Origin of the sequence: Prosthecobacter sp. (assembly GCF_014879935.1) — a bacterium.
Classification (GTDB): domain Bacteria; phylum Verrucomicrobiota; class Verrucomicrobiia; order Verrucomicrobiales; family Verrucomicrobiaceae; genus Prosthecobacter.
This window is the reverse complement of record NZ_JACSRD010000114.1, coordinates 20,530-36,228: the sequence shown is the minus strand read 5'-3', so window position 1 is coordinate 36,228 and position 15,699 is coordinate 20,530. Positions and strand designations below refer to the sequence as shown.

20 protein-coding genes are annotated in these 15,699 nt (G+C 61.6%); 11 read left to right on the top strand and 9 right to left on the bottom strand.

What is annotated here, in order from left to right:
* Positions 1-277 precede the first annotated feature (277 nt).
* Positions 278-2,593, top strand: a complete 2,316-nt coding sequence (locus IAE77_RS08375) for a tetratricopeptide repeat protein (RefSeq protein ID WP_294224632.1) — start codon at positions 278-280, stop codon at positions 2,591-2,593.
* A 77-nt stretch (positions 2,594-2,670) separates the two neighbouring features.
* Here IAE77_RS08375 and IAE77_RS08370 read toward each other — a convergent pair whose 3' ends face one another.
* Together IAE77_RS08370 and IAE77_RS08365 are read right to left on the bottom strand one after the other, a co-directional pair.
* Entirely contained in the window at positions 2,671-3,324 is a 654-nt protein-coding gene (locus IAE77_RS08370) for a bifunctional nuclease family protein (protein ID WP_294224630.1), read from the bottom strand.
* Positions 3,325-3,378: 54 nt separating this feature from the next.
* A complete protein-coding gene (locus IAE77_RS08365; RefSeq protein ID WP_294224627.1) occupies positions 3,379-3,924 on the bottom strand; it encodes a gamma carbonic anhydrase family protein in 546 nt (181 codons plus the stop codon).
* A gap of 119 nt (positions 3,925-4,043) precedes the next feature.
* On the opposite strand from IAE77_RS08365, the gene IAE77_RS08360 reads away from it, so the two are divergent.
* Entirely contained in the window at positions 4,044-4,316 is a 273-nt protein-coding gene (locus IAE77_RS08360) for an HU family DNA-binding protein (protein WP_294224624.1), read from the top strand.
* Positions 4,317-4,369: 53 nt separating this feature from the next.
* Here the strand turns inward: IAE77_RS08360 and IAE77_RS08355 are convergent, their stop codons facing one another.
* Genes IAE77_RS08355 through IAE77_RS08345 form a run of 3 tightly spaced genes read right to left on the bottom strand, consistent with a single transcriptional unit; the run spans position 4,370 to position 5,355 of the window.
* Positions 4,370-4,660 carry a CopG family antitoxin gene (locus tag IAE77_RS08355; protein WP_294224621.1) on the bottom strand — a complete coding sequence of 97 codons (291 nt, stop codon included), beginning with the start codon at positions 4,658-4,660 and terminating at the stop codon, positions 4,370-4,372.
* Between the two features lie 17 nt (positions 4,661-4,677).
* Positions 4,678-4,956 (bottom strand): BrnT family toxin, encoded by a 279-nt coding sequence (locus IAE77_RS08350; RefSeq protein WP_294224618.1) that lies wholly within the window; start codon positions 4,954-4,956, stop codon positions 4,678-4,680.
* Positions 4,957-4,977: 21 nt separating this feature from the next.
* Entirely contained in the window at positions 4,978-5,355 is a 378-nt protein-coding gene (locus IAE77_RS08345) for a VOC family protein (protein ID WP_294224616.1), read from the bottom strand.
* A gap of 101 nt (positions 5,356-5,456) precedes the next feature.
* Between IAE77_RS08345 and IAE77_RS08340 the strand changes: the two genes are divergently transcribed.
* Entirely contained in the window at positions 5,457-6,215 is a 759-nt protein-coding gene (locus tag IAE77_RS08340) for an SDR family oxidoreductase (protein ID WP_294224613.1), read from the top strand.
* Here IAE77_RS08340 and IAE77_RS08335 read toward each other — a convergent pair.
* Together IAE77_RS08335 and IAE77_RS08330 are read right to left on the bottom strand one after the other, a co-directional pair.
* Positions 6,193-6,717 carry a type II TA system antitoxin MqsA family protein gene (locus tag IAE77_RS08335; RefSeq protein WP_294224610.1) on the bottom strand — a complete coding sequence of 175 codons (525 nt, stop codon included), beginning with the start codon at positions 6,715-6,717 and terminating at the stop codon, positions 6,193-6,195. The genes IAE77_RS08340 and IAE77_RS08335 overlap by 23 nt on opposite strands.
* A gap of 17 nt (positions 6,718-6,734) precedes the next feature.
* A complete protein-coding gene (locus tag IAE77_RS08330) occupies positions 6,735-7,106 on the bottom strand; it encodes a hypothetical protein (RefSeq protein WP_294224608.1) in 372 nt (123 codons plus the stop codon).
* 121 nt (positions 7,107-7,227) lie between these two features.
* Here IAE77_RS08330 and IAE77_RS08325 point away from each other — a divergent pair, with 121 nt between their 5' ends.
* From IAE77_RS08325 to IAE77_RS08290, 8 genes are all read left to right on the top strand, one after another.
* A complete protein-coding gene (locus tag IAE77_RS08325; protein ID WP_294224605.1) occupies positions 7,228-8,688 on the top strand; it encodes a malonate decarboxylase subunit alpha in 1,461 nt (486 codons plus the stop codon).
* The gene (locus IAE77_RS08320; protein ID WP_294224602.1) at positions 8,685-9,827 is read left to right on the top strand and encodes an acetyl-CoA C-acetyltransferase; all 1,143 of its coding nucleotides are present in this window, start codon (positions 8,685-8,687) and stop codon (positions 9,825-9,827) included. Before IAE77_RS08325 ends, IAE77_RS08320 begins: the two co-directional genes overlap by 4 nt.
* 89 nt (positions 9,828-9,916) lie before the next feature.
* Positions 9,917-10,618, top strand: a complete 702-nt coding sequence (locus tag IAE77_RS08315) for a succinate dehydrogenase cytochrome b subunit (protein ID WP_294224600.1) — start codon at positions 9,917-9,919, stop codon at positions 10,616-10,618.
* A 43-nt stretch (positions 10,619-10,661) separates the two neighbouring features.
* Positions 10,662-12,578, top strand: coding sequence for a fumarate reductase/succinate dehydrogenase flavoprotein subunit (locus tag IAE77_RS08310; protein WP_294224597.1), 1,917 nt, complete (start codon positions 10,662-10,664; stop codon positions 12,576-12,578).
* Positions 12,578-13,066: a type II toxin-antitoxin system VapC family toxin gene (locus tag IAE77_RS08305; RefSeq protein WP_294224592.1), complete on the top strand. Its 489-nt coding sequence runs from the start codon at positions 12,578-12,580 to the stop codon at positions 13,064-13,066. Before IAE77_RS08310 ends, IAE77_RS08305 begins: the two co-directional genes overlap by 1 nt.
* Positions 13,063-13,287 carry a hypothetical protein gene (locus tag IAE77_RS08300; RefSeq protein ID WP_294224588.1) on the top strand — a complete coding sequence of 75 codons (225 nt, stop codon included), beginning with the start codon at positions 13,063-13,065 and terminating at the stop codon, positions 13,285-13,287. The genes IAE77_RS08305 and IAE77_RS08300 overlap by 4 nt, the downstream gene beginning before the upstream one ends.
* A 6-nt stretch (positions 13,288-13,293) precedes the next feature.
* Complete coding sequence (locus tag IAE77_RS08295) at positions 13,294-13,584, top strand: hypothetical protein (protein WP_294224586.1); 291 nt, start codon at positions 13,294-13,296, stop codon at positions 13,582-13,584.
* Positions 13,585-13,589: 5 nt separating this feature from the next.
* On the top strand, positions 13,590-14,378 hold the full coding sequence (locus IAE77_RS08290; protein ID WP_294224584.1) for a succinate dehydrogenase/fumarate reductase iron-sulfur subunit: 789 nt from the start codon (positions 13,590-13,592) through the stop codon (positions 14,376-14,378).
* A gap of 57 nt (positions 14,379-14,435) precedes the next feature.
* Here IAE77_RS08290 and IAE77_RS08285 read toward each other — a convergent pair whose 3' ends face one another.
* Positions 14,436-14,828, bottom strand: a complete 393-nt coding sequence (locus IAE77_RS08285) for a hypothetical protein (RefSeq protein ID WP_294224581.1) — start codon at positions 14,826-14,828, stop codon at positions 14,436-14,438.
* A 20-nt stretch (positions 14,829-14,848) separates the two neighbouring features.
* Positions 14,849-15,616, bottom strand: coding sequence for a hypothetical protein (locus IAE77_RS08280; RefSeq protein WP_294224578.1), 768 nt, complete (start codon positions 15,614-15,616; stop codon positions 14,849-14,851).
* Positions 15,617-15,699: the final 83 nt, after the last annotated feature.

Genomic DNA, 15,699 nt, shown 5'->3' with positions numbered 1-15,699 from the left:
ACCCACCGCCGACTCGACTCGAACGCAGGCCGACCTGACATGAACCCGGCCCTGACTCCGGTCGAAAACCGGGCGACCCGAGTCAACGGGGTCACCCACTCCACCACCCGCCGCCTCGACTCGAGTCGTGAATCCGCCGACTCGATTGCGGGGCGGAGGGGTGTGCGGTTCACCTGCGGAGAGGCTTTTGAGACGGGTCAGCGGCAGCACAGGCATGGCTTGGCCGTGATCCTCGTGCTTGCCTGCCGTGAGAACCACGGGCTAGTCTGGCGCACGCATGAAGAAACAAGCCCCGCCCGCTCCTGAAACACCCGCATCGTCGTCGAAGGCGGTTCTGTTCATGGCGGGGATCACGCTGGTCCTGGCCGGGCTGATCGCGTGGGCCTTCTGGCCGCGGAAAAAATACACGCCGGTGCCGGTGCCGCCCACGATCTCTCTCGCGAAGGCCGAACCGTTTGTGATGCCGGACGAAAAGGTCGTTTTCGCGCAATACGGCGGCTCGGAGTCCTGCCGGGAGTGTCACGCCGACCAGTTCGCGAAGTGGCAGGACTCGCATCACGGCCTGGCGGAGCGCAATCCGGACGCGAAACTCGATGATCCGGCCTTTGTGCCGGCGAAAACCTTCAGCCACGGCAGCCAGACCACGACCGCGGCGAAGCAGGATGCGGCCTACATCCTCACCGCGCTGGGTTTTGGCGACAAAGTCGCGCCTTACAAGGTCGAACGCGTGATCGGCCATGATCCGCTGCGGCAGTTCCTGGTGGATGGCGGAAACGGCCGTCTGCAGGCGATGGAGGCCTGCTTTGATCCGCACAAGGGCGACTGGTTCAACGTCTATGGCAACGAGGACCGCAAACCCGGCGAATGGGGCCACTGGACCGGCCGCGGCATGGTCTGGAACCAGATGTGCGCCACCTGCCACAACACGCGCCTGCGCAAAAACTACGACACCGCCACGGACGGCTACAAAACGACGATGGCGGAGATGACCGTGAGCTGCGAGGCCTGCCACGGCCCGATGAAGTCCCACAACGAGTGGCAGAAGGCCCATCGCGGCCAGAAGGGCGATCCCACGCTGACGAAATGGACGCGCGACCAGCACATCGACAACTGCGCCGGCTGTCATGCGCGGCGGGGCGAGATCACGGGCGACTTTGCGCCCGGCGAGTCCTTCTGGGACCACTACCACCTCACGATCACCGACCAGAGCGACACGTTTTATCCCGACGGCCAGATCCGCGATGAAAACTACGAATTCAGCAGCTTTCTGAGCAGCCGCATGCACAACGCGGGCGTGCGCTGCATGGACTGCCACGACATGCACAGCATGAAGACCCTCCTGCCTGGCAACCAGCTCTGCATGCGCTGCCACACGCAGGGCGGCTTTCCCAACGCGCCGGTCATCCTGCCGGAGGCGCACAGCTTCCATCAAGCCGCCAGCACCGGAAACCAGTGCGTGAACTGCCACATGCCGCAGACGGTGTACATGCAGCGCCACCCGCGTCACGACCACGGCTTCACCATTCCCGATCCGCTGCTGACGAAGCAGTTCAACGTGCCGAACGCCTGCAACAAATGCCACACGGACAAGGACACCGACTGGGCGCTGACAGCCACGGACAAGTGGTGGGGGGACAAGATGAACCGCAGGACACGCACGCGGGCCACTTTGATCGCCAAGGCTCGTCAGGGTGACTCGGAAGCCCGCGAAGGCCTCGTCGCCCTGCTCGGCAGCGATGAGATCCCGCATTGGAAAGCCAGCGCCACGCTGCTGCTGGACCGCTGGATGGATCAAGCTGACGTCCAAGCGGCCGTCACAGCGCAATTGCAACATCCGCATCCGCTGGTGCGCAGCAGCGCCATCCGCACGCTGGAACCCATGATCCAGGACGGCTCCATCCGCTCCGCGATCGAACCACTGCTGACCGACGCCGTGCGTGGTGTGCGTGTTTCAGCCGCCTGGGCCCTGCGGGACAGTCTTCATCTCGATTCCGCCGCCGGAAAGGACCTCCAGCACATGCTGAACCTCAACGCCGACCAGCCCAGCGGCCAGATGCAGCTCGCGCAGTTCGAGTTTTCACGGCGCAACGCCGCCGCTGCCATCCAGCACATGGAAAAGGCCATCCAGTGGGACCCGAACTCACCACCCTTCCATCACGATCTGGCGATGATGTACAGCACCACCGGCCAGACACAGCTCGCCATCGGCAAACTGCGCGATGCGATCAAGCTGGCGCCCAACCATGGCGAGTATCACTACGAACTCGGCCTCGCCCTCGCCGAGACCGGCGACATGCCCGGTGTCATCACGTCATTGCAGGAAGCCGTGCGCCTTGATCCGTCGCTCGCACGTGCGTGGTACAACCTCGGCCTCGCCCGCAATGGTCAAAAGGACATTCCGGGCGCTCTCGACGCCCTGCAACGTGGCGAACTGGCCAATCCGCGTGATCCCGGCATCCCATACGCCCGTGCGACGATTCTCGCCCAGCAGGGCCGGATTCAAGAAGCCGTCGCGGCACTGGATCGGACGCTCAACATCGCCCCTGGTCACGGCGATGCCTTGCAACTACGTGCGGCGTTGACGAGGCGCTGATCGAAGTGATGCGGGCCCCCATGCCCGCGATGGAGTTCCTGGCGCCCTCGGCAAGGCACGAGCGCCTGCATCAGGGCTCAGCCGTCGGCTTTCTTCCACTCCTCGCCTTCGTCGTCATCGTCATCGCCGAAGCCATCATCGTACTCGTCATCATCACCATCTCCGCCAGGACTGGCGATTCCGGCGATGCTGTTGATGTCCTCGTCGCTCAATTCCTCCAATTCGTCCTCCTCATCGCCTTCCTCGCCCTTGGCGGCGGCGGCTTCGGCCGCCTGCTGCGCCTCAAGGCCGCGCTTTTCGATCTGGGCGAGCGTCTCGCTGACGTCCTCGACGGAGTCCCACACTTTCTTCGCCACAAAGATCGGCGCGCTCTGCTGCACCGCCATCGCGATGCTGTCGCTGGGCCGCGCGTCGAGCTCGATCACCTTGCGGGTCGTGTGCAGCTCGTTCTCAGCGGAGATGATCAGACGCGCATGGAAGACACTGCCGTTGATGTTGTTGATGATGATGCGCTCCACCTTCGCGCCAAAAGCCATCAGCAGGTGGCCGACGAGATCGTGCGTGAGCGGGCGCTCCTTTGACACGCCGCGCATGAACATGGAGATCGCGGTGCCGACGGATTCGTCGATGTAGATGACAAAAACCTTCGACTCATTGCCCAGGAACACGGCGAAGCTGCCCTCCAGCGGCAGCACGGCACGCACCTGCACTTCGATGACATCCTTGTTCATGATGATCAGATTAAACGCCGCCCGTCGCCCGCTGGCAACATGCACCATGGGTTTTTATGCGCCGGCACGTGCAGCACCGAGCCCAAGCTCGAGGTAGCGACGCGAGACCTCCACGTATTTCAGGGCCAGCCGCGCATTCGCCGCCTGCTCCTCCTTTGACAGCGGCCGCACCACACGCGCGGGTGATCCGACCACGAGCGAACCCTCAGGGAGCACCGTGTTCTTCGTCACCAAGGCACCTGCGGCGATGGTGCAGCGCGGACCGATCTGAGCACCGTCCAGAATGATCGCACCCATGCCCACGAGCACCTCATCTCCGACCGTGCAGGCATGCACCACGGCCCGGTGCCCCACCGTGACGCGTTCTCCCAGCACGCAGGCACAGTCATCGCTCACATGCAGCACGCTGCCATCCTGCACATTGCTCTGCGCGCCGACGACGATGCGGTTGATGTCACCACGCAGCACCGCTCCATACCAGGCACTGGACTGCGCGCCCATCTCGACCGCACCGAGCACCACGGCACACGGCGCGATGAAAACGCCCTCTCCAATGGACGGCTGGAATTGCGGAAGCAGGAAATTTTTCAAGAGCTCCATGTTTTTGCGGTGAGTTTTATGTTTGAGAAACCAACAGCGCACGCCATAAAAAAGGCCGCGCCACATTCATTCTGGAACGGACCCGCGTCTTCACCAACAACGAATCCCATCATTCCCCCATGAACAAAGCCCAGCTCATCGACGAAGTGCAGAAGATCCTCGGCGGCGACACCACCAAACGTGCCGCCACGGAGGCCCTCGACGCGGTGCTCGACGCCATCGCCGGTGGCTTGAAGGAGGGGCCGGTGATGCTCGTCGGCTTTGGCACCTTCAAACCAGTGAAGCGCAACGCGCGCATGGGTCGAAATCCGAAAACGAAGGAACCGGTCGAGATCAAAGCCTCCTCCACCGTGCGCTTCACGCCCTCAGCGGCACTGAAGGCCTCGGTTTGACCGGTCTCAGCCACCGCCGGCCGCGCTTCGTCCACGAGGCGCGGCTTTTTTGTTCAGTCCTTCAGTTCCTGCTCCATCCGCTCGCTCAACCATTGTTTGATCATGCTCTGGTAGTTCAGGTAGCGACGACGGGCGACCCGCTTGATGCGGCTGAGCATGCGCGGATCAAAGCGCAGCGTGATCGTGGTGGACTCACGCACATCCGCGCGATGAATGGAGGACTGCATCAGGCGTGCATCGAGCTGGTGCGCGGCCCAGAAATGCCCTTCCGCCTCCTCGGAATCGAAGGCAGGCACTTCCCGCCAGGCACGGATCGGCTTCAAGTCGGCAGGGGCGGTGTCCATGGGCATGAAATGAGAACTCAGATGTCTTCCGCTTTCTTGCGCTCAAAGAAGTCGTGCTCCGATGGCGTCATCAGCCGCGCGAAGATCACGCGGTACTTTTTCCCATCCGTCCAGAACACGCTGAACACCGGCTTACCCTGGAGCGACTTGCCCAGGTTGTAGTAGCGGGCCTCGGCGCTCTCATTCTGGCCATCGGGCAGCAGCTTGAGGGAAAACGGATCTTCAAACGACTCCTCGATGTCCTTCGGCGGAAGTTGCGTGAGGTCAAAGGCGGCGCCGATCCAGTCGAAGTCCATGAGGGTGGTCGTGGGAAGAGGTTATTTCCGGTATTCGATCAGTTCTATCTCATACCCCTCCGGGGCGTCAATGAAGGCGAAAACGCCGCTGGAGCTCTGCGTCGGTCCGTCAGAGAGCGGATAACCAAGCGCAGCGGAGTGTTTCGCAAATTCCTCAATGCTGTCCACCTCGAAGGCCAGGTGGGTCAGGTCGCTGCAGAAAGTCACCGGCCCGCTGGACGGATAGCTGCAGATTTCAATGAGCTCGTCGCTGTTCGGCGTCTGCAAAAAGACCAGTTCCGAGCCGCGCGGCGACTTGTGGCGGCGCACTTCCTTCAGGCCGAGCACCTGCGTGTAAAAGTTCACCGTCTTCTCGAGATCGTTCACCCGGTAACGGGTGTGGAGGAGTTTTTTGACCATGGCTGCCGGTCCCATGCCACAGGCTGACTGCCGAGGCAAATGATCCTCCCTGAGGCGGAAAGCTTGATCCTGCGGAAGCCGTCTCGTAAAACCTTGATTCCATGATCCCCATCGATCTCAAAGGCAAAGTCGCTCTCATCACCGGAGCATCCCAAGGCATCGGCGCGCAGGTCGCCCGGACCTTCCATCAGGCCGGTGCCGCCGTCGTTCTCAATCACCTCGGCACGCCCGGCACCACGGCGGATGCGCAATCGCTGGCAGACGGGCTGAATCTCCTCCGCACCGACAGCGCCAGCCTCATCGCCGCCGACGTTTCGCAGCCTGATCAGGTCAAAAACATGATGGGAGAGATCCAGGCACGCCATGGCGGACTCGATTTTCTCATCAACAACGCCGCCATCATCAAGGACCGCACCATTGCGAAGATGGGGCTCGATGAATGGGACGCCGTGATCGATGTGAACCTCTCCGGCGTGTTTTACTGCTGCAAATTCGCGCTCGAAATCATGCGCGACCACGGGGCCATCGTCAGCTTCGGCAGCATCGCCGCGATCCAGGGCTTCTTCGGCCAGGCGAACTACGCCGCCGCGAAATCCGGTGTGCAGGCGATGATGCGCGTGCTCAGCCGCGAAGCCGCCCGCAAGCAGATCCGCGCCAACGCCATCGCCCCAGGCGTCATCGACACTGCGATGGCCGCCACCATTCCTGAGAACGTCCGGGCTGAGATGCTCAAGAACGTCCCCCTCGCCCGTTTCGGCACGACGGAAGAAGTCGCGAACGTGGTCCTGTTCCTCTGCTCGCCGCTGGCCAGCTACGTGACGGGCCAGACCATCGAGATCAACGGCGGCTGGAGAGGTTGAGGTTCGACTTGTGCGGCGCCTTCCGTTTACGTGTCACCGGCTTCTTCCGGCTCGTTGAACGGACCGATGCGACCGAAGGCAGGACTTCATGCCAGCCACGGTTCTGGATGAAGCGAAAGAAGTCTGGATTGGCCTTCAAGGCCCGAAGATAAAAACTCATTGAACGCGAGACAGTCTGCTTGCCGCACACCCAGGCGTGAAACGTCTTTTCACCGAGTCCCAAGGCCTGAGCTGCGGTTTTTTGATCGAGCTTCAATGCCTTGAGAAATGCAGCCACCTCCTCTGGTGCCATTTGCTCGGTGGCTTTTGCCACCATGGCATCGGCACGTCTCGCCGATTCCGCCGGAATGCTGGTTTCTCCACAAGCAGGACAGCGGTGGAAGGCGAGTTTCGGCACAACTACTTTGGTTCCGTCGCTCAGCGTGTAGGTCATGTCCTCGCGCACAGCTTTCATAATCGCCGCTTCACAAGCGGGGCAGGTGATGGATCTGGAGTCATTCATGGGGGGACAAAAATTTATCAGCGTGAGAGTGGTGGATAGCCGGTGTCATGCGAATGAACCTGAACCCACCACAGATCCAGGAACATAGCGCCGTCCTTCATGCGTTTGATATCAAAGTAGGCATCTTCCCCGCGGCTGTGTGGCAGGCGGACATTCCCCTGAACGCCGGTGCTGCCTGTGGGATACGTCTTGGCATGCACCTTGGCACCGCTGGCAATGTGAGACAGCAGCGCATCAATGACAATATCGGTCGTGAGGTCATGTCGCTTGATCCACTGATCAGTTTTTCCGCTGAGGTGAAATTTGCCTGTCGCCAACGCGGCGGTGATGGCTGCCAGGATTGCGGGTGCGGCCAGGCGTTCGGGTTGCGGCATCTTGCGTGAGATCATGTTTCATTCGTCCGGGCCATGCAATGGAAAGTATGAATCAATACTCGCAAAAATGGCAACAAGCTGCCAAAGAAGACTTTGGCCTGGCGTTGACAGGTTGCACCTTGCCAGTCCTCCCCTCATGCGTTCCCCCGCACACATCACCACTGCTGACGAAGCCGTCGCCGCCATTCCGAGCGGCGCGACCGTTGCCGTGAGCGGATTCGTCGGCTCCGGGCATCCAGAAATGGTCACGCGGGCCCTTGAACGGCGTTTTCTCGAAACCGGAACGCCTCGCGATATCACGCTCTATTACTGTGCGGGGCAAGGAGACCGGGCTGAACGCGGATTGAACCACCTCGCGCATCGCGGCCTGCTCAAACGCATCGTCGGCGGGCACTGGAACCTCGCGCCGACGCTCGGGGCGCTGGCATTGGCGAACGAAGTCGAGGCCTACAACCTGCCCCAAGGCGTCTTGAGCGTGCTGACGCGTGAAATCGCGGCCAAACGACCCGGATTGATCACCAAGGTCGGCCTGAACACCTTCATCGACCCGATTCATGGCGGCGGACGCCTGAACGCCTGCACGACTGAGCCGCTGGTCGAACGCATCGAGCTCGATGGCCAGACCTGGCTGCGCTACAAGCCGATGCCGATCCATGTGGCACTGATCCGCGGCAGCTATGCCGACGCTGGAGGCAATCTCAGCATGGAGTGCGAAGGCTTGATCAGCGAAGTGCTGCCGATGGCGCAGGCGGCGAAGAACCATGGCGGCATCGTCATCGCGCAGGTCGAAAGCGTCGTCGAACAACTGCCTGACCCAAAGGCGGTGCGTGTTCCGGGCATTCTCATCGATTACATCGTCCCATCCGGCGGCGTGCATCACGACCAGACCTTCGCTGAAGTCTTCAACGAGGACTTCGTCGTCACCGGCGACGGCCACTTCGAGCTGCCGCCGATGCCCGATTCGGAACGCAAACGCATCGGCTCGCGAGCGCTGCGTGAGATCCGCAAAGGCGACATCGTGAACCTTGGCATCGGTTTGCCGGAAGCCGTGGCGATGGTGGCGGCGGAAACCGGTCGTTTGCAGGAGTTCACGCTCACCGTCGAAAGCGGCCCGACGGGCGGGGTTCCCGCATCCGGCCTCAGCTTTGGTTGCAGCCACTTTCCCGAAGCCGTGATCGACCAGCCATCGCAGTTCGACTTCTACGACGGCGGCGGGCTCGACATCGCCGTGCTCGGCGCCGTGGAAATCGATGCGGAAGGCAGCGTGAACGTCGCCAGTTTCGCCGGACGCTTCGCGGGCGTCGGCGGTTTCGTGAACATCGCGCAAAGCGCCCGCCGTCTCGTCTTCTGCTGCACCTTCCAGGCGAAAGGAAACGCGAAGTTCGTGAAGAACATCCAGCACGTCTGCTTCCACGGCCCCACGGCCCTGAAAAACGGCCAGCAGGTGCTTTATGTGACCGAACGCGCCGTGTTTGAACTCACGCCAGACGGCCTGCGCCTCATCGAAATCGCCGCCGGACTCGATTTGCAACGCGACGTGCTCGATCTGATGCAATTCAAGCCACTGATCGCCGAAACCATCGCCACCATCCCATGAAGCCTGTTTACATCATCGAAGCCAAGCGCACTCCCATCGGCCGGTTCGGAGGAGGATTGAAGGATCTCAGTGCCACAGACCTCGGTTTTGCCCTCGGCGAAGCCATTCTGGCCAAGGAACTCCGCCCGCACATCCAGCAGGTCATTCTCGGCCAGGTGCTGCAAGCAGGCGCAGGCATGAACGTGGCGCGTCAAATCGGCCTGAAGCTCGGTCTTCCACAGGAAGTGCCCGCATTCACGGTCAACATGGCTTGCGGCTCGTCTTTGAAAGCTGTGGCGCTCGCTGCCGATGCGATTCGTGCGGGCGAAAGCGATCTCGTTCTTGCTGGCGGTGTCGAATCGATGAGCCGCGCACCGCATTACGCGATGGATCTGCGCTGGGGCAAAAAGCTCGGCGATTCCTCGCTGCGTGACGCGATGTTCGTCGATGGTCTGACCGATCCGCTGCTCGGGATCGGCATGGGCGAGACTGCCGAGCGCATCGCCGACAGACACGGCATCACACGCCAGGAGCAGGACGCCTTTGCCGCGCTCAGTCAAAGCCGCGTCGCGGCCAGTCGTGCGGCTTTGGCCCGCGAAATCGTGCCGGTGGGCGATGTGACTGCCGATGAGCATCCGCGTGCCGACACGACCGTCGAATCGCTCGCGAAACTGAAGGCCGCCTTCCGCAAGGACGGCACCGTGACGGCCGGAAATGCTTCCGGCATCAATGACGGCGCTGCCTTGGTCCTCGTGGCCGGGGAAGAGGCGGTTGCGCGTCATGCTTTGAAACCGCGAGCCCGCATCATCGCCTGCGCTGCCGTCGGCTGCGATCCAGCGGTGATGGGCCTTGGCCCTGTCGGCGCGATCCGCAAACTCTGCGCCCAAACCGGCTGGAATCTCGATCAGGTCGATGCCATCGAGATCAATGAGGCCTTCGCGGTTCAAACACTCGGCTGCGCCAAAGAGCTCAATTTAGACACGACGAAGCTCAATCCACGCGGAGGAGCCATCGCGCTCGGTCATCCGATAGGTGCCAGCGGCGCTCGTGTTCTGGTGACGCTGCTGCATCATCTCGAAGGTCACGGTTTGAAGCGTGGCATCGCCAGCCTGTGCATTGGCGGCGGCATGGGCATCGCGATGGCGGTGGAGCGCGTTTGAGACGCGTTCGCAGCGGTTGTTCACAAGGAAAAATGTACACCCCGCTTGCGTGGGGGCGGCGTATGTCCATGATGGCTGCCCACTCTCCCATGAGCGCTGTTTTTGACTCCTTTTCACGGTTTTACACCTCCTCCATCGGCAAAAAGATCCTGGTGGCCCTGACGGGCCTGGTCCTGATGGGTTTCGTCCTCGGTCACATGGTCGGCAACCTGCTGGTCTTCGCCGGTCCGGATGCGATCAATGAATACGGTCACATGCTGCAGACCGCCCTTCACGGCGGCGGCGTCTGGATCGCCCGTCTGGGCCTTCTGGCAGCGGTGGTGATCCACATCGTGGCGACCGTGCAGCTCACGAAAGCCAACCGCGCCGCACGGCCTGACAGATACGGCCAGCACAAGCAGCAGGTGTGCTCGCCCTCCTCGCGCATCATGATCTGGAGCGGCCTGACGATCCTGGCCTTCATCGTTTACCACCTGCTGCACTTCACGGTGCGCATCGGCAACGATTACGCGACTTACAAGACCACGCTGCATGGCGAGACCGTGCATGACGTGTATCGCATGGTGATCGCGGGCTTCTCCTGGGCTCCGGCGTCGATCTTCTACCTCATCGCCATGGCGCTGCTGTGCAGCCACCTGAGCCATGGCTTCAGCAGCGTGTTCCAAACACTCGGCATCAGCACGGACAAGACAGAGGTCGTCTTCAAGCGCCTCGGCCGCGCCTTCGCCGGCCTGATCTTCATTGGAAACTCAGCCATCGTCCTCGCTGTCTGGTTTGGCTTCGTCCGCTGATTCATTCGTCATTCTGCATTCGTCATTCGACCTTTCTCTCGCCATGCCTCTCGACTCCCACATTCCCTCCGGCCCGATGGCCATGAAGTGGTCCAAGCACAAGCAGGACTCGAAGCTCATCAATCCGAAAAACAAGCGCAAATACACCGTGCTTGTCGTGGGCAGCGGCCTCGCGGGCGCTTCAGCCGCGGCGACGCTCTCGGAGCTGGGCTACAAGGTGAAGTGCTTCTGCTTCCAGGATTCCGCGCGTCGTGCGCACTCCATCGCGGCCCAGGGCGGCATCAACGCGGCGAAGAACTACCAGAATGACGGCGACAGCGTGCATCGCCTCTTTTATGACACGGTCAAAGGTGGCGACTTCCGCGCCCGCGAGGCCAATGTGCATCGTCTGGCCGAGGTCAGCGTGAACATCATCGACCAGTGCGTGGCGCAGGGCGTTCCCTTTGCCCGCGAATACGGCGGCATGCTGGCGAACCGCTCCTTCGGCGGCGCACAGGTGAGCCGCACGTTTTATGCTCGTGGTCAAACCGGCCAGCAGTTGCTGCTCGGTGCCTACTCGGCATTGAACAAAGAGATCGCCGCGGGCGGTGTGCAGATGTATCCGCGCACGGAGATGCTCGACATCGTGACCGTGGACGGCCACGCGAAGGGCATCATCACGCGCAACCTCGTCACCGGCAAAATCGAGGCGCACGCGGGCGACGCGGTGCTGCTTTGCACCGGCGGCTACGGCAACGTATTCTATCTCTCCACGAACGCGATGGGCTGCAACGTCACCGCGACGTGGCGTGCGCACAAGAAAGGCGCGTTCTTCGCGAACCCTTGCTACACGCAGATTCATCCGACCTGCATCCCGGTGAGCGGTGATTACCAGAGCAAGCTCACGCTCATGTCCGAATCGCTCCGCAACGACGGCCGCGTGTGGGTGCCGAAAAAGAAGGAAGACTGTGGCAAGGCACCTTCGCAGATTCCTGAGGCGGATCGCGATTACTACCTCGAGCGCAAGTACCCGAGCTTCGGCAATCTCGCCCCACGCGATATTTCCTCCCGCGCGGCCAAGGAAGCCTGCGATGACGGGCGCGGAGTGGGCCCTGGCGGCCGCGGCGTGTATCTTGACTTTGCGGAGGCCATCGGACAGTTCAGCCAGAAGACCATCGCCGAGCGTTACGGCAATCTTTTCGACATGTATGAGCGCATCACCGGCGAAAGCGCCTACAAGCAGCCGATGCGCATCTACCCGGCCGTGCACTACACGATGGGCGGCCTGTGGGTGGACTACAACCTCATGAGCAACCTCCCCGGCCTGCACGTGCTCGGCGAGGCGAACTTCTCCGACCACGGTGCGAACCGCCTCGGTGCCTCGGCGCTCATGCAGGGGCTCGCCGACGGCTATTTCGTCATCCCGACGACCATCGCTCCTTACCTTGTCACGCAGAAGCCCGGCAGCATCACCACCGAGCATCCTGAGTTCAAGAAGGCGCTGGAGGACTGCACCGCCCAGACAAAACACTTCCTCAACAACAAGGGCAAGCGCAGCGTGGACAGCTTCCACCGCGAGCTCGGCCTGCTCGTCTGGGACAAGTGCGGCATGGCCCGCGACCACGCCGGCCTCAGCGAGGCGCTCAAGCGCATCCCCGAACTGCGCGAGGAGTTCAAACAAAACGTTTTCGTCCCCGGCAGCGGCGATGCCTGCAATCCTGAGCTCGAAAAAGCCGGACGCGTGGCCGATTTCATGGAGTTCGCCGAACTCCTCTGCCTCGACGCCCGCCACCGCGAAGAAAGCTGCGGCGGTCACTTCCGCAGCGAGCATCAATACCCGGATGGCGAGGCGAAACGCGACGACGAAAACTTCTGCTATGCCGCCGCCTGGGAATACACCGGCGACTTCAGCAAGCCCACGCTCAACAAGGAGCCGCTGACCTTCGAAGAAGTCCACCTCGCCGTCCGCAGCTACAAATAATGCCGAAACCCAAGGTCTATCTCGAAACCACGATCCTCGGATACCTCACGCCGATGCGGACCTCAGCGCCAGATTCCATCCAAAGCTTCCGCCGCCAACATGCGGAGGCGTTCTGGCGTGTAAAAGAGTCACAATTCGAGCTTTATGTTTCAGAGGTCGTACTCTCTGAAGCTTCCAAAGGCCGCGCAGATCTGGCGGAGAAAAGACTCCAACTGTTGCAAGACATTCCCAGCCTCCCACTGACGGTAGAAATCCGCGACCTCGCCGAGGACCTGCAAAAGAGCGGCATTGTTCCTGCCACGGCAGTCGAAGACGCCCTCCACATAGCCACCGCATCCTGGTGGGGAATGGATTTTCTAGTCACCTACAATTTCAAGCACATCGACAACCCGAACGTTGAGCGACGCCTTGAGGCTGTCGTGGCTCGTTTTGACTGTTCCCTCCCGGTCTTGTTAAGCCCGCTCGAACTGCTAAACTTGCCTGCATGAACACTCAGCACGAACCATTCAACACAGGTGATTCCACTCTCGACGAGATGCTGGAACTCAAACGTAGTGCTGCTTCCGAGCATGGCTTCGATTTGAACCGCATCTTCGACTCGCTCAAAACACGTCAGAAGAGCGATCCAGCAAAATTTGCCCAACTCCGCGAGCTTGGGCGTCGAAAATTTCACGAGCTTCAAAAGCTTGCGCATCCTGCACAAAGCTAGTCTTTCATGACCCGCGAATCCGAGTCCGAACTGCTCAGTTTCTGCGCTGCCCAGCGCGGGGACTTTCGTGCGGACGCGTGGACACAATTCGATGGCGTCGAAAAGCGTGAAATGGCTGTGGTGTGCCTGTTTCTTGCCGGTGTGGACTGGTTTGGTCATGAGGGTGGTTTGCGAAGCGCCGCTCGTAAATTGCTCGATGGAGCAACCATCTCTGTCGCCAAACTGGTTATTGAACTGAAGTTTGACCTCCCTCGCTTTGCGTCGCGCCTAAAGCGTAAACTCAATTTTCCCGTCTAAATCCCATGTCCCAACTCAATCTTCACCTCAAAGTCTGGCGTCAGAACGCAGGCCAGCCCGGTCACTTCCAGGACATCGAAGCTCCGGACATCCCTGATCATGCCTCGTTCCTCGAAATGATGGACATCGTGAACGAACGCCTCATTTCCAAAGGCCAGGAGCCCGTCGCCTTTGATCACGACTGCCGCGAAGGCATCTGCGGCATGTGCTCCATGCAGATCAACGGCGTGCCGCACGGCCCCGAGAAGGCCACGACGACCTGCCAGCTTCACATGCGCAAATTCCGCACGGGTGACACGATCTGGATCGAGCCCTTCCGCGCGAAGGCCTTCCCAGTCGTGAAGGATCTCGTCGTTGATCGCTATGCGTTTGACCGCATCCAGCAGGCCGGCGGCTTCGTCACCGTGCGCACCGGTGCGCCGCAGGACGCAAATGCGCTGCCGATCGGCAAAGAAGTCGCCGACGCCGCGATGGATGCCGCCGCGTGCATCGGCTGCGGTGCCTGCGTGGCCGCGTGCAAAAACGCCAGCGCCATGCTCTTCGTCTCCGCGAAGGCTGGACAGCTCAATCTGCTGCCACAAGGCAAGCCCGAGAAGGACCGCCGCACGCTCGGCATGGTCCGCCAGATGGACAAGGAAGGCTTCGGCAACTGCACCAACCAATACGAGTGCGAAGCCGCCTGCCCGAAAGAGATCAGCGTCCGCTGGATCACCAAGCTCAATCGTGACTATGCCATGGCCGCGCTCAGAGAAGGCACCGGCAACACCCGCAAGGAAGCCGGCGGAGGAGATTGAGCTTCAAGCCTCAGATTCCCGAATGAAAAGCCCGGTGCTCAAAGCCGGGCTTTTTTGTCATCGGAGGTCAAAGAATTCAAAAAAGAACAGCGCAGCCGCCTGCGCTCTGGTCATGCCTTCGGCGCGGCCGATGATGCTGCCCCGCTCGCGCACGTCACCGTTCGATTCGATGTTCCCGACGATGCTCCCGCTTCGGCGAACATCACCGTTGGACTCGACCTTGCCGACCAGACTGCCGTTCTTGCGGATGGAGCCGTCGCTTTCGATCCGGCCAGCGATGCTGCCGCGCACGCGGATGTCGCCGCCGCTTTCGAATTTGCCAACGATGCTGCCACCGACGCGGATCGTGCCATCATTTTCAACGCGGCCCGCGATCGAACCACGCACACGAATGTCTCCGGCCTGGGATGTCGCACCGATGACCAGCCACAGCACAGCAAACAGACGCATGAGGACCCGATGGCGCGGTTTCACTTCTTCTCCGGCTCCAGTGGCTTGCCACCTTCCGGCGGACGCCGGAACCCGCCCTCTCGGCCCTCCCTCGGTTCGGCCGCACGTTCCCGGAGCTTAGCGAACTCCTGGCCCACCACTTCACGATAAGTCTCACGCAGCTTTTTGAAGGCGTCGATGCGTTGCTCCGGCGGCAGTTGATCGAGTTTCGCCAGCGCCTCCTTCAGGCGCGGCATCTGCATGATGCGGTCATGGAAGCGGCGGGTCTCCTCACGTCTCTCCGGGCGGGCCATCGCGATCATCTCCGCGGCCAGCCGCATCATGGCCATGCGGCCAAATTCCGGAGATTCGGGCTTCGGCATCTCAGGCAGGCCGCGCTGATCCATCGGAAATGGCGGCTTCACCTTCTCCAAAATCTTCGCCACCTCGGGATCGATCTCCTGCAGGGCCTTGCGCAGACGCTCGCGCATCTCCTCGTTCGCCCGCATCGCCTTGTCGCGGGATTCAATCACCTCCGGGCGCTGCCACGCCTTGTCGAACGCCGCACGCACCTTCGCACGTTCCTCCTCGGACAGTTTTTCAAAGCCGTCCCAGCCGCGTGGCTTGCCCCCCATGCCGGGCATCATGCCTGCCCCCCCCTGCGGGCCGCCGGACGGGCCACGACGATCACCTTCGCGATGTGGCGGCGGTCCATCCGGCCGTGACGGAGGCGGAGGCGGCTTGTCTCCTGACGGCTGCTGGGCGGCAGCGGTGGCGGCTAGAGCGGAAACAAGGACCAGGAGGCGCATGGCGGGCATTTTCCGCTGCTGCGTTTGTTTGGCAACCTTGGGACGGCGGGCTGTTTTCATCGGGCTTAATAACCAGCCCGCAG

Excerpts from the sequence above, each read along its gene's own strand:
- IAE77_RS08375 (WP_294224632.1), top strand. The coding sequence starts at position 278 with ATGAAGAAACAAGCCCCGCCCGCTCCTGAAACACCCGCATCGTCGTCG.
- IAE77_RS08370 (WP_294224630.1), bottom strand. The coding sequence starts at position 3,324 with ATGAACAAGGATGTCATCGAAGTGCAGGTGCGTGCCGTGCTGCCGCTG.
- IAE77_RS08365 (WP_294224627.1), bottom strand. The coding sequence starts at position 3,924 with ATGGAGCTCTTGAAAAATTTCCTGCTTCCGCAATTCCAGCCGTCCATT.
- IAE77_RS08360 (WP_294224624.1), top strand. The coding sequence starts at position 4,044 with ATGAACAAAGCCCAGCTCATCGACGAAGTGCAGAAGATCCTCGGCGGC.
- IAE77_RS08355 (WP_294224621.1), bottom strand. The coding sequence starts at position 4,660 with ATGGACACCGCCCCTGCCGACTTGAAGCCGATCCGTGCCTGGCGGGAA.
- IAE77_RS08350 (WP_294224618.1), bottom strand. The coding sequence starts at position 4,956 with ATGGACTTCGACTGGATCGGCGCCGCCTTTGACCTCACGCAACTTCCG.
- IAE77_RS08345 (WP_294224616.1), bottom strand. The coding sequence starts at position 5,355 with ATGGTCAAAAAACTCCTCCACACCCGTTACCGGGTGAACGATCTCGAG.
- IAE77_RS08340 (WP_294224613.1), top strand. The coding sequence starts at position 5,457 with ATGATCCCCATCGATCTCAAAGGCAAAGTCGCTCTCATCACCGGAGCA.
- IAE77_RS08335 (WP_294224610.1), bottom strand. The coding sequence starts at position 6,717 with ATGAATGACTCCAGATCCATCACCTGCCCCGCTTGTGAAGCGGCGATT.
- IAE77_RS08330 (WP_294224608.1), bottom strand. The coding sequence starts at position 7,106 with ATGATCTCACGCAAGATGCCGCAACCCGAACGCCTGGCCGCACCCGCA.
- IAE77_RS08325 (WP_294224605.1), top strand. The coding sequence starts at position 7,228 with ATGCGTTCCCCCGCACACATCACCACTGCTGACGAAGCCGTCGCCGCC.
- IAE77_RS08320 (WP_294224602.1), top strand. The coding sequence starts at position 8,685 with ATGAAGCCTGTTTACATCATCGAAGCCAAGCGCACTCCCATCGGCCGG.
- IAE77_RS08315 (WP_294224600.1), top strand. The coding sequence starts at position 9,917 with ATGAGCGCTGTTTTTGACTCCTTTTCACGGTTTTACACCTCCTCCATC.
- IAE77_RS08310 (WP_294224597.1), top strand. The coding sequence starts at position 10,662 with ATGCCTCTCGACTCCCACATTCCCTCCGGCCCGATGGCCATGAAGTGG.
- IAE77_RS08305 (WP_294224592.1), top strand. The coding sequence starts at position 12,578 with ATGCCGAAACCCAAGGTCTATCTCGAAACCACGATCCTCGGATACCTC.
- IAE77_RS08300 (WP_294224588.1), top strand. The coding sequence starts at position 13,063 with ATGAACACTCAGCACGAACCATTCAACACAGGTGATTCCACTCTCGAC.
- IAE77_RS08295 (WP_294224586.1), top strand. The coding sequence starts at position 13,294 with ATGACCCGCGAATCCGAGTCCGAACTGCTCAGTTTCTGCGCTGCCCAG.
- IAE77_RS08290 (WP_294224584.1), top strand. The coding sequence starts at position 13,590 with ATGTCCCAACTCAATCTTCACCTCAAAGTCTGGCGTCAGAACGCAGGC.
- IAE77_RS08285 (WP_294224581.1), bottom strand. The coding sequence starts at position 14,828 with ATGCGTCTGTTTGCTGTGCTGTGGCTGGTCATCGGTGCGACATCCCAG.
- IAE77_RS08280 (WP_294224578.1), bottom strand. The coding sequence starts at position 15,616 with ATGCGCCTCCTGGTCCTTGTTTCCGCTCTAGCCGCCACCGCTGCCGCC.